General features: G+C 67.5%; 11 protein-coding genes. 9 read left to right on the top strand and 2 right to left on the bottom strand.

All coding sequences use genetic code 11. The features are described 5' to 3' along the window. A partial coding sequence (locus HG262_RS13685; protein ID WP_169271538.1) for an AraC family transcriptional regulator occupies positions 1–277 on the top strand: 277 nt, incomplete at its 5' end. Between the two features lie 17 nt (positions 278–294). On the opposite strand, the gene HG262_RS13680 is transcribed toward HG262_RS13685, so the two are convergent. After that, the gene (locus HG262_RS13680; protein ID WP_169271537.1) at positions 295–1092 is read right to left on the bottom strand and encodes an alpha/beta fold hydrolase; all 798 of its coding nucleotides are present in this window, start codon (positions 1090–1092) and stop codon (positions 295–297) included. Between the two features lie 113 nt (positions 1093–1205). Here HG262_RS13680 and HG262_RS13675 point away from each other — a divergent pair, with 113 nt between their 5' ends. The 7 genes from HG262_RS13675 to HG262_RS13645 all read left to right on the top strand — a co-directional run bounded on the left by HG262_RS13675 (position 1206) and on the right by HG262_RS13645 (position 8460). Continuing rightward, on the top strand, positions 1206–2108 hold the full coding sequence (locus tag HG262_RS13675) for a LysR family transcriptional regulator (protein ID WP_169271536.1): 903 nt from the start codon (positions 1206–1208) through the stop codon (positions 2106–2108). Positions 2109–2199: 91 nt separating this feature from the next. Further along, the gene (locus HG262_RS13670; protein WP_169271535.1) at positions 2200–4428 is read left to right on the top strand and encodes a TonB-dependent siderophore receptor; all 2229 of its coding nucleotides are present in this window, start codon (positions 2200–2202) and stop codon (positions 4426–4428) included. 22 nt (positions 4429–4450) lie between these two features. Next, positions 4451–4993: a hypothetical protein gene (locus HG262_RS13665; RefSeq protein ID WP_169271534.1), complete on the top strand. Its 543-nt coding sequence runs from the start codon at positions 4451–4453 to the stop codon at positions 4991–4993. A 130-nt stretch (positions 4994–5123) separates the two neighbouring features. Further along, positions 5124–6092 (top strand): tripartite tricarboxylate transporter substrate binding protein, encoded by a 969-nt coding sequence (locus HG262_RS13660; RefSeq protein WP_169271533.1) that lies wholly within the window; start codon positions 5124–5126, stop codon positions 6090–6092. Positions 6093–6094: 2 nt separating this feature from the next. Next, positions 6095–6760, top strand: a complete 666-nt coding sequence (locus tag HG262_RS13655) for a 3-oxoacid CoA-transferase subunit A (protein ID WP_169271532.1) — start codon at positions 6095–6097, stop codon at positions 6758–6760. A 1-nt stretch (position 6761) separates the two neighbouring features. Beyond that, a complete protein-coding gene (locus tag HG262_RS13650) occupies positions 6762–7460 on the top strand; it encodes a 3-oxoacid CoA-transferase subunit B (RefSeq protein ID WP_169271531.1) in 699 nt (232 codons plus the stop codon). Between the two features lie 37 nt (positions 7461–7497). Beyond that, complete coding sequence (locus tag HG262_RS13645) at positions 7498–8460, top strand: tripartite tricarboxylate transporter substrate binding protein (protein ID WP_169271530.1); 963 nt, start codon at positions 7498–7500, stop codon at positions 8458–8460. A 45-nt stretch (positions 8461–8505) separates the two neighbouring features. On the opposite strand, the gene HG262_RS13640 is transcribed toward HG262_RS13645, so the two are convergent. Continuing rightward, positions 8506–10281 carry a PDZ domain-containing protein gene (locus HG262_RS13640; protein ID WP_169271529.1) on the bottom strand — a complete coding sequence of 592 codons (1776 nt, stop codon included), beginning with the start codon at positions 10279–10281 and terminating at the stop codon, positions 8506–8508. Positions 10282–10309: 28 nt separating this feature from the next. Between HG262_RS13640 and HG262_RS13635 the strand changes: the two genes are divergently transcribed. Then, positions 10310–11086 (top strand): enoyl-CoA hydratase, encoded by a 777-nt coding sequence (locus HG262_RS13635; protein WP_169271528.1) that lies wholly within the window; start codon positions 10310–10312, stop codon positions 11084–11086. Positions 11087–11104 lie beyond the last annotated feature (18 nt).

The following is an 11104-nucleotide window of genomic DNA, read 5'->3' as shown; positions in this document are numbered from 1 at the left end:
TCTTCCGATCTCCGACCTGCGCCAGCCGCCGGCGGCCGCCGAACTGGCGCGTGAATTCGGCTTGCACACGCGCAAGCTGGAACAGGCGTTCAAGCGTGCGTTCGGCCTGAGCATGGCGCGCTGCGTGCAAGAGGCGCGGTTGTTGCGCGGCCGCGACCTGATCCTGAATGGCGGCATGAGCGTGTCGGAAGCCGCCTGGTACGTGGGCTACGCGCCCGCGCATTTCTCGGTGGCGTTCCGCCGCCGCTTCAACGCCAGTCCCAGCGCCTTGCGCTGATGCCGGGCGGGGCCGCTTCAGCGCGGCAGCAGGAACCCCAGCACCGCGTCCATGAACGCCTCGGGCTGTTCGATGTTCGACAGGTGCACCACCGGCAATTCCAGCGACTGCGCGCCCGGTACCGTGGCCGCGATGGCGGCGCCGTGGCTGGCCGCCGTCACGGTGTCGTCGCGCCCTGAGATGACCAGGGTCGGCGCCGTGATCAGCGCGATGGTGCGCCGCAAGTCCGCGTCGCGCACGGCCGCGAACGCGCCGGCCAGGCCATGCTTGTCGGTGGCCATCAGCCCGGCGCGGAACGCGTCGATGATGGGGCCGCCGGCTTGCAGCAGGCGGGCGGGGAACCAGTTGCCCAGGAACATGGCGGCGGTGTCCGTCATGTCGGGCGCCTGCAGCGTCGCGGCGATGCGCGCGTCCCATTGCGGCGCGGGCCCCAGGTAGGCGGACGTGTTGGCCAGAATCAGCCTGTCGATGCGATCCGGCGCATGCACGCCCAGCCATTGCCCGATGAAGCCGCCCAGCGATAGACCCAGGAAGTGGGCGCGCGGGATGTCCAGGCTGTCCAGCAGTTCAAGGACGTCGCGGCCCAGCCGGTCCATCGAATAGGCGCCTGCCGGCACGCCGGATGCGCCGTGGCCGCGGGTGTCGTAGCGCAGCACGCGGAAGTGGCGCGACAGGGCGGGGATCTGGCCGTCCCACATGTGCAGCGTGGTGCCGATGGAGTTGGACAGCACCAGCACCGGCAGGCGGGCGTCGCCGTCGATGCGGTAGGCGATGCGCACGCCGTCGCCGGTGGTAAAGAAGGAGAGGTCTTGCATGGCGGGTCTGCCTGGTCGGGTGAAGATGAGGCAAATCGTAGTTGCGCGCCCATCCGGAAGAAACTACAAAGTTCTGACCATCATTGTCAGAAAAACAGACATCAGAGGCACGCATGAGCGACTTCACCCTGCACGACCTGCAGTGCTTCGACGCCGTGGCGCGGGCGGGCGGCTTCCAGGCCGCCGCCGCCGCGCTGCATCGTTCGCACCCCGCGGTGTTCGCGGCCGTGGCCAAGCTGGAGCGCCAACTGGATCTGGCCTTGCTGGACCGCAGCGGCTATCGCGTGCGGCTGACGCCGGCGGGGCAGTCCTTCCACCGCCGTGCGCAAGGCCTGCTGCGCGAACTGGAAGGCTTGCGCACACACGCCGCGCAATTGGCGATGGGCGAGGAAAGCGACCTCCATGTGGTGATCGGCGACTTCTGCCCGCGGCCGTGGATGCTGGCTGTGTTGAGCCGCTTTTCCGCGCAGTGCCCCGGCACGCGCCTGCATCTGCACTTCGAGGCCGTGGGCGGCCCGGCCGAACGCCTGCTCGATGGCGATGCGGACCTGATCCTGCATCGCGTGGACAGGCAGGATCCGCGCATCGAATGGCTGGACCTGGCCAAGGTGCCGTTCGTTCCGGTGGCGGCGCCGGGGTTCCTGCCCGCCCGGCGCGGCCGCGGCATCAGCTTCTCGCAATTGCGCGAGGCCACGCAATGCGTGATGCGCGACACGGCCCGCCATACGCCGCCGCGCGATTACTTCATGGTCGATGGCGCCCCGCAATGCACGGTGCCTGACCAGCTCATGAAGAAGGACGTCATTCTGCAAGGCATGGGCTGGGGCCATCTGCCGCGTTTCCTGATCGAAGACGAATTGCGCGACGGCCGGCTGGTGTCCATCGCCAGCCGCCATCTGCCCGGCAGCATCGAGGACCTTGTGGCCGCCCGGCGCAGCGACCGTCCGCAAGGCCCCGTCGCGAACCGGCTGTGGCTGGCTTTGCACGCGGCGTCCGCAGAAATTCGAAAGCCTTAGTCCCAAAATCGAAAGCCTTTTCGATTGCCCGCAATTCCTCCGTTGAAGATGATTATCAGTCTTATTTGAAGACGGATCGTCGGAGGGAATTGTGGGTATCAAGACAGGTGGGGGCCGGCCGGCCCGGCAGGGCGGGGCGCGCGCGGGGCGCGCGGTCTGGCTGGGACGCGGCGCCATGATGTTCGGTCTGGCCGCGGGAGCGGCCTGGGCGCAGACGGTGCCGGAGACCACCACGCTGGCGCCGGTGACGGTGCGGGGCGAGGAAGCTGGCGTGACCGAAGGCAGCGCGTCCTACACCGCGCCCAGCGTCACCATCGGCGGCAAACTGCCGCTGTCGCTGCGCGAGATCCCGCAATCGGTGTCCGTCATCACGCGCCAACGCATCGAAGACCAGAACATGACGTCGCTGGAAGACGCCATGGCGCAGACCCCCGGCATCACCACCGACCTGGCGGCCACCGCGGCCATTCCGCAGTTCTATTCGCGCGGCTTCCAGATCGAATACTTCCAGTACGACGGCGTGCCCATGCAGACGGGCGGCGCCTCCTGGGCGCAGCCCGACCTGTTCATGTTCGATCACGTGGAGCTGTTGCGGGGCGCCGCCGGCCTGTTCAACGGCGCCGGCCAGCCGGGCGGTGTGATCAACCTGGTCCGCAAGCGCCCCACGCGAGAATTCCAGTTCTCGGGCTCGACCAGCGCCGGCTCCTGGGACAACTACCGCGGCGAAGCGGACTTGTCTTCGCCGCTGAACGCCTCGGGGTCGGTGCGCGGCCGCGTGGCCGCCGCCTATGAAGACCGCAAATATTTCTACGACGTCGCCAACTCGCAGAAGCAGGCCTACTACGGCATCCTGGAAGCCGACCTGACGCCGGACACGCTGCTGACGTTGGGCGGCAGCTATCAGCAGCGCGATTGGCTGCCGTTCATGATGCAGATGCCGCGCTACAAGGACGGCGGCGATCTCGGGTTGACGCGTGGCACCTACCTGGGCGCCGACTGGAATCGGTGGGATTTCGAGAACACGCAAATCTTCGCGGAGCTGGCGCACCGCTTTTCGTCGGACTGGACGGTCAAGCTCAACGTCAACCAGGCCGAAGAGACCAGCAAGTTGAAGTACGCCTATGTGCGCGGCGCGGTAGACCGCGCAAGCGGGCTCGGCCCGCGCCTGTACGGCGGCGGCAACCAGTACCGCAACCGGCAACTAGGTGTCGATCTGATGGTGTCGGGCGCGTTCGAGGCGCTTGGCCGGCGCCATGAGCTGGTCTTCGGCGGCAACTGGTACGACCGCAGCGCGCGTTCGTACAACGCCTATTCGCTGCCGGGGTTTCCGCCGCAGCCGGTAGACGTCTTCCACTACGACGTCCGCGACTATCCCGAGCCTGGCGATCCGCAATGGGGCAGCCAAAGCGACGTGAAGACGCGTCAGTCCGGCGTCTACGCGATGGCCCGCCTGAAAGTGGCCGACCCGCTGACGCTGGTGCTGGGCACGCGCATGAGCTGGTGGCGCACGCAGAGCGAAAACCTGATGACGGACGTGACGGCCCCGGCCGTCACTGAACATGGCCGGATGACGCCGTATGCCGGTCTGGTCTACGACATCGACGACCACTGGAGCGCCTACGCCAGCTACGCCGACATCTTCCGCGTGCAAAGCGATCTGCGCACCGCCGACGGCGGTTCGCTGCCGCCCGTGGTGGGGTCGAACTACGAAGCCGGCGTGAAGAGCGAATGGCTGGACGGGCGCCTGAACACCTCGTTCGCGCTGTTCCGCATCACCGAACGCAACCGCGCGCAGAGCGACCCCAACTATCCGGAAGTCGGCGACTGCTGCTACCAGGCCAGCGGGCAGGTGCGGAGCCAGGGCTTCGAGGCGGAAGTATCCGGCCGGCTGGCGCCGGGCTGGGAAGTGGCGGGCGGCTACACCTTCAACACCACGCGCTATCTGAAGGATGCGGAGAACGGCGGCGCGCCGTTCCGCACCTTCACGCCCAAGCACCTCTTCCAGCTCTGGACGACCTATCAGCTGCCCAGCCAATGGAACCGCTGGAGCGTCGGCGGTGGCGTCAACGTGAAGAGCGGCGTCTATACCGAAAGCGCGGTGCAGGGCCCCGTCTCGGGCAGTTCGGTGCGCGTGTCACAGGGCGGCTACGCCATCTGGAACGCGCGGATCGGCTACCGCGTGAGCGACCACGTGTCGCTGGGACTGAATGTGAACAACCTGTTCGACAAGGTCTATTACCAGCGGCTGGGCAACGCCGACATGGGCAACGCCTACGGCGAACCGCGCAGCGTCATGCTGAACCTGCGCGTCAAGTATTGATCGAACCCTCAGGAGAAAAGCGATGAAGATTTCCTTGCAACAGGCGCTGCGCGCCGCTGCCTTCGGCGTTGCGTTGTGCGCGGGCTTGCCGGCGCAAGCCGCACCGGCTGCGCCCACCCCGCAGGCGGCCGCGGCGTCCCCCATCTTGTCTGCCGGCGAGTACCGCTGGACGATCGACGACGGTCAGGGAGAACCGCCCTACACCCTGCGTCTCTATGTGCAGCCGCTGCCCACGGGCGACTACGCGCTGACCGGCAGCCTGCTGCTGGACGACGCCGAGCTGGGCGCCTCCGGGTCGGCGCGGGTGCGCGACGGCAAGCTGGTGCTGGACCTGACTGCCAGCGGCGGCGTGCTGCAAGCGCCGATGGAAGACAGCAAGCGCGCCCTTTATCCCAAAGGCGGTGCCCCGGCGCGCGTGGACTCGGCGGGTTTCGCGACGATGCGCGCGCTGTTGGACCCCACGACGCTGGGTGGCGTCATGCAGCGTTATCAGACCAACGTCATGACCGGCCATCTGGTGCAAGGCCCGATGTACGCCAATAGCGTCATCCGCCGCCAGCCGTAGCGCGCAGGTGGGGCGGCGTTCACCTCAGGCGAAGGCCGCCCTCCAGATTGCAGAATAGGCATTTGCCCCCGCCGCGCCCACACTCTGTCTCCACAAGTTGATCAATCAATGATCACGTCGGGAGACAAGCATGTTGCACGCGCATCGCTGGCTGGCTGCCGGCGCGGTGGCATTCGCCCTGGCAAGCCAGGCCCATGCCGCCTGGCCTGAACGGCCGATCACCCTCATCGTTCCGGCCGCGCCCGGCGGCACTACCGACATCGCCGCGCGCCTGATCGCCGACAAGCTGGGCACCCGGCTGGGGCAGCAGGTCATCGTGGAAAACCGCGCGGGCGCCGCCGGCATCATCGGCGCCCAGACGATGGCGCGCGCCAAGCCCGATGGCTACACCTTGCTGATGGGCAACATCGGCCCCAACGCGATTAACTACGCGCTGTACAAGACGCTGCCCTACACGCCCGCCGACTTCGCGCCCGTGACGCTGGTGATTTCCGTGCCCAACGTGCTGGTCGTGAACGAAGCCTCGCCCGCTCGAACGGTCGCCGACCTGCTGGCCTTGGCCAGGAAGGACCCGGCCAAGGTGTCGTTCGGCAGTTCCGGCGCGGGGCAGTCGCCGCACCTGTCTGCCGAACTCTTCAAGCAGCGCGCCGGCATCCCTGGCACGCATGTGCCCTACAAGGGCGCGGGCCCCGCGGTGGCCGCGCTGCTGGGCCAGCAGTTCACGTTCATGATCGACAACCTGCCCAGCTCGATGCCGTTCATCCAGTCCGGCAAGCTGCGCGCGCTGGCCGTCACCAGCGATCGCCGGCTGGCCGAGCTGCCGGACGTGCCGACCATGGCCGAGGCCGGCGTGAAGGACATGGTGGTGACCGCCTGGTTCGGGCTGGTCGCGCCTGCCGGCACGCCGGAAGACGTCGTCGGCAAGCTCTACGCCGCCACGCGCGACGTCGTGCAGAGCCCCGAAATCAGCGACCGCTTCAAGGCCATGGGCGGGCAGGCGGGCGGCAACACCCCCGCCGAATTCGCAGCGTTCATCGGCAAGGAGCGCGCTCGCTGGAAACAGATCGTGGACACGGCCGGACTGGCGCAGGAGCAATAGACGTGATCGACAAGATCCAAGCATCCATGGCCGAGGCCGTGGCGGTGATTCCCGACGGCGCCTCCGTGCTGGTGGGCGGCTTCGGCGAAGCGGGCGTGCCTTACGAACTGCTGCAGCGCCTGGCGGAATCGGGCCGGCGCGACCTGACCATCATCTCGAACAACGCCGGCACGTTCGAGCGCGGCATCGCCGCACTGTTGATCCGCAAGCAGGTCCGCAAGATCATCTGCTCGCATCCGCGTCCGCCCAATTCCGATGCGTTTGCGCGCGCGTTCCGCGCTGGCGAGGTGGAGCTGGAATGCGTGCCGCAGGGCACGCTCGCCGAACGGCTGCGCGCCGCGGGCGCGGGGCTGGGGCCGTTCTACACGCCCACCGGCTACGGCACCGAGCTGGCCGCGGGCCGGCGCCAGGAAGTGATCGACGGCGTGGGCTATGTGCTGGAGCATCCCCTGCGCGGCGATTACGCGCTGATCCGCGCTCATCTGGGCGACCGCTGGGGCAACCTGATGTACCGGCACGCGGCGCGCAACTTCAACCCGGTGATGTGCATGGCCGCCGGCCACGCCATCGCGCAGGTCGACGAGGTCGTGCCGCTGGGTACGTTCGTGCCCGAGCAGGTCATGACGCAAGGCATTTTCGTGAAATCCGTGGTGCGGGTGGAGGCCTGACATGCAAGACATCACCGGCTTGACCCGCCAGCAGATCGCAGAGCTGCTGGCCAGCGACATCCCCGATGGCTCCATCGTCAACCTGGGCATCGGCATGCCGACGCTGGTGGGCGACTACCTGCCGACCGACAAGGACATCCTGCTGCATAGCGAAAACGGCATTCTGGGCATGGGTCCCGCCGCCAGCGGCGACAACGTGGACCCGGATCTGATCAACGCCAGCCGCCAGCCGATCACGCTGCTGGACGGCGCGTCCATCACCGAACACACCGTCTCGTTCGCGATGATGCGCGGCGGCCATCTCGACTACGCCGTGCTGGGTGCCTTCCAGGTGTCCGAATCCGGCGACCTGGCCAACTGGAAGACCGACGCCGCCGACGCCATTCCCGCCGTGGGCGGCGCGATGGATCTGGCCGTGGGCGCCAAACAGGTGCTGGTCACGATGGAGCACCGCGGCCGCGACGGCGCGCCCAAGGTGCTTCGGCAATGCACCTATCCGCTGACCGGCAAGGGCGTGGTGACGCGCATCTACACCGACCTGGCGGTGATCGACGTGACGCCCGGCGGCCTGAACGTCCACGCCATGAAGGCGGGCGTCAGCGCGGCCTTCCTGCGTTCCGTGACCGATGCGCCGCTGCACTTCCCGAAGACGCCGCGCGTCATCGTGCTGGACCCGGCGGGCGCCCCGCGCTACGCCTGACAGGTTGACGCCCGCCTTCGGGCCAAGGAGACCCCTGATGATCCGTTCCCTTCTGATCGCCGCGTCGCTCGGCGTCCTGTCCCCGGGCGCCGTAGCGGCCGCGCCCGTATACCCGGACAAGCCGGTCACGTTGCTGATCCCGTATCCGCCGGGCGGCAGCGCAGACATGCTGGCCCGGCCACTGGGCGCGGAACTGCAGAAAAAGTGGGGCCAGCCCGTGGTGCTGGAATACAAGCCGGGCGCGGGGGGCGCCATCGCGTCCGCGCAACTGGCCCGCGCCAAACCCGACGGTTATACCTTGCTGATGGTGTTGGCCGCGCACGCCATCAATCCCAGCCTGTACCCGTCGTTGCCCTACGACACCCGCCGCGACTTCGCGCCGGTCTCGCTGGTGGCGACGTTGCCCATGCTGGTGGCCGCTCCCTTGTCCACGCCGGCCAACACCATTTCGGAACTGATCGCCTACGGCAAGAGCCATCCCGGCAAGCTCAGTTTCGCCTCGGCGGGCAATGGCAATACCAGCCACCTGGCTGCCGAGATGTTCAAGCGCCAGACAGGCGTGGACATGATGCACGTGCCGTACAAAGGCAGCGGCCCGGCGGTCGTCGCCCTGCTGGGCGGCGAGGTGTCGCTGATGTTCGACAGCATCTCCACGTCGTTGCCGCAGGTGCAGGCGGGCAAGCTGAAGGCGATCGCGGTGACGGGCGAGCGCCGCTCGCCCTTGCTGCCCGAGGTGCCGACGGTAGCGGAAAGCGTGCCGGGCTTCGTGGTGAACGGCTGGTACGGGGTGCTGGCGCCGGCGGGCACGCCGCCCGACGTCGTCAACGCGTTAAGCCGCGCTATCGCCGACGCCGTGGCGCTGCCGGCGTTGAAGCAGCAACTGGCGGGCTATGGCTATGAAACCGTGGGTTCGACGCCGGCTGAGTTCGCCAGCCATATCGACCGCGAACTGGGCGCCTGGAAAAAAGCGGTGGATGCCTCGGGGGCCAAGGTGAATTGAACAGGGGCCGGCCGGCCCCTGTCCCAAGCCGCCGGCGGCGCCGCGCTACATCGTCAGCACGCAATCCAGCGCTTCGGGGGCGCGCAGTTTCGCGCGGAAGGCGCGCAGTTCGTCGCGGCGGAACACATGCACCGTCACGCGGTCGCCGGGTCGGTACTGCGCCAGCAGCAGGTCCAGGCCGGCGGGCGCATCCACCCGCAGGCCATCCACCGCCACCAGCACATCGCCCGCCGACAGACCGGCGTGGTGCCCCGCGCCGCCCTCCAGCACGGTGGCAAGCAGCAGCGAGTCGCCTTGCTTGCGCGTGCGCACGTCCAGCGACGGGATGTTGGCCGCCGTCTTCCATTGCATCGTGATGCCTTCGGCGGCCAGCAGTTCGGCCAGCGGCACATCGGCCGTGCCGTAGGCATGGCGCGCGATGAAGCGGCGGGTGTCCACGCCGGTGGCCTCCTGGATCAGCTTGGGCAAGGCGTCTTCGGGCAGGCCCTGCGGATGGCCTTGATAGAAGTCGCGCCCATAGCGCTCCCACAGCAGGCGCATCACGTCGTCCAGCGAGTGGCGGCCGGCGCTGTCGCGGCGGATCAGCAAGTCCAGGCCCAGCGCCACCAGCGCACCCTTGGTGTAGTAGCTGACCAGCGCGTTGGGTGAGTTCTCGTCCTGCTTGTAATAGCGCGTCCACGCGTCGAACGAGCTTTCCGCCACCGATTGCTTCGCGCGGCCCGGCGTGCGGGCCACACTGGTGATGGTCTTGGCCAGCAGGCGCAGGTAGTCGGACTGCGTGATCGCGCCCGAGCGCAATAGCAGCAGGTCATCGTAATAGGAGGTGAAGCCTTCGAACACCCACAGCAGGCGCGTCAGGTCGGGCTGGTCAAGGTGGTACGGGGCGAAGGCCTGCGGCTTGATGCGCTTGACGTTCCAGGTATGGAAGTACTCGTGGCTGACCAGGCCCAGAAAGCCGCGGTAGCCTTCCCCCTGGCCTTGCTGGCCCACCACTGGCAGGTCCTTGCGCGCGGTCATCAGCGCGGTGCTGGCGCGATGCTCCAGGCCGCCGTAGCCGTCGCCGGTCACCATGGTCATGAAGACGTAGCGGTCGGTGCTGTCCAGGAAGGGCGCGCGCTTGGTGCGGGGTTCGAAGAATTCGATCTGCGTTTCACAGATCTTCTTCACGTCGCCCGTGATGCGGGCCAGGTCCAGGTTCGGCGTCACGCCCGTGAACACCAGTTCGTGTTCCGCGCCGTGGGCGGTGAAGGTCGCCACATGCGGCGTGCCCATTTCCACGGGGTGATCGATCAGCGCGTCGTAGTCGGGCGCCAGGTACAGGCCGAACCCGTGGCGGCGGGCGGCGCCTCGGTGGCCGCGGGCTTCCGGCAGGCTGGTGTAGACCTTCCAGCCGTCCAGCCCGCGCGGCGGCGCCAGGTCCAGGAGGCAGGGCAGGTGGTCCTGGCCATGCACGCGCAGGAACACGCTGGTGCCATTGAAGAAACCGTGGCTTTCGTCCAGATGCGCGCCGCGCACCGACAGGTCCCAGGCGTAGACCTCGTACTCAATCCGAAGCGGCCCGTCGCAGGGCGCGGCCTGCCAGGTGTGGTTGTCGATTTTGTCGACATTCACGCGCCGCGTGCCGGCATGCGCCGACAGGGATTCGATCTGGCGCGAAAAGTCACGGATCAGGTAGCTGCCCGGAATCCACGCCGGCAGCGACAGGCGCTGGCCTTCCGGAGAGGGCGCGTCGACGGTTAGGGTTATCCGGTAGCGGTGTCCTGCCGGATCGAACGGCGCAAGGCGGTAAAGTATCGGAAAAGCGGCATCTGGTTTTTTCATGCTTCTATCTTATTACTGGAGACATTCAATGAGCGAGTCGTTTGTACTGGTCGAAACCCGGGGCCGCGTCGGCCTGCTGACGTTGAACCGCCCCAAGGCGCTCAATGCCCTGAACGATCAACTGATGGACGAGCTCGGCGCAGCGCTGCTGGCGTTCGAGGCGAACGCCGACATCGGCTGCGTGGTCATCACCGGCAGCGAAAAGGCCTTTGCTGCAGGCGCTGACATCGGCGCGATGAAAGACTGGTCGTACATGGACGTGTACGGCAGCGATTACATCTCCCGCAACTGGGAAACCTTGAAGCGCATCAGGAAGCCCGTGATCGCCGCGGTCGCCGGCTACGCCCTGGGCGGCGGCTGCGAACTGGCCATGATGTGCGACATCATCATCGCCGCCGACACCGCCAAGTTCGGCCAGCCGGAAATCAAGCTGGGCGTGATCCCGGGCGCTGGCGGCACGCAGCGCCTGCCGCGCGCGGTGGGCAAGGCCAAGGCCATGGACCTGGCGCTGACCGCCCGCATGATGGGTGCCGAAGAAGCGGAACGCGCCGGCCTGGTGTCGCGCGTGGTCGCCGCCGACAAGCTGATGGAAGAGGCGCTGGATGCCGCCACTGTCATCGCGTCGATGTCGCTGCCGTCCGTGATGATGGCCAAGGAATGCGTGAACCGCGCGTTCGAAAGCTCGCTGAACGAAGGCTTGCTGTTCGAACGCCGCGTCTTCCATTCGCTGTTCGCCACCGAAGACCAGAAAGAAGGCATGGCGGCCTTCACCGAAAAGCGCAAACCGGACTTTAAACACCGTTAAGCCTTGTTACGTCCGCGC

It is taken from the genome of Achromobacter sp. Bel, assembly GCF_012928505.1.
GTDB lineage: Bacteria > Pseudomonadota > Gammaproteobacteria > Burkholderiales > Burkholderiaceae_B > Achromobacter.
The sequence above is the reverse complement of the archived record's forward strand: the minus strand, read 5'-3'. Positions and strand labels throughout refer to the sequence as shown.

What these genes read in the sequence shown, in the direction of transcription:
- HG262_RS13645 (WP_169271530.1), top strand. Translation starts at nt 7,498, where the DNA reads ATGATCCGTTCCCTTCTGATCGCCGCGTCGCTCGGCGTCCTGTCCCCG.
- HG262_RS13635 (WP_169271528.1), top strand. Translation starts at nt 10,310, where the DNA reads ATGAGCGAGTCGTTTGTACTGGTCGAAACCCGGGGCCGCGTCGGCCTG.
- HG262_RS13660 (WP_169271533.1), top strand. Translation starts at nt 5,124, where the DNA reads ATGTTGCACGCGCATCGCTGGCTGGCTGCCGGCGCGGTGGCATTCGCC.
- HG262_RS13675 (WP_169271536.1), top strand. Translation starts at nt 1,206, where the DNA reads ATGAGCGACTTCACCCTGCACGACCTGCAGTGCTTCGACGCCGTGGCG.
- HG262_RS13640 (WP_169271529.1), bottom strand. Translation starts at nt 10,281, where the DNA reads ATGAAAAAACCAGATGCCGCTTTTCCGATACTTTACCGCCTTGCGCCG.
- HG262_RS13680 (WP_169271537.1), bottom strand. Translation starts at nt 1,092, where the DNA reads ATGCAAGACCTCTCCTTCTTTACCACCGGCGACGGCGTGCGCATCGCC.
- HG262_RS13665 (WP_169271534.1), top strand. Translation starts at nt 4,451, where the DNA reads ATGAAGATTTCCTTGCAACAGGCGCTGCGCGCCGCTGCCTTCGGCGTT.
- HG262_RS13650 (WP_169271531.1), top strand. Translation starts at nt 6,762, where the DNA reads ATGCAAGACATCACCGGCTTGACCCGCCAGCAGATCGCAGAGCTGCTG.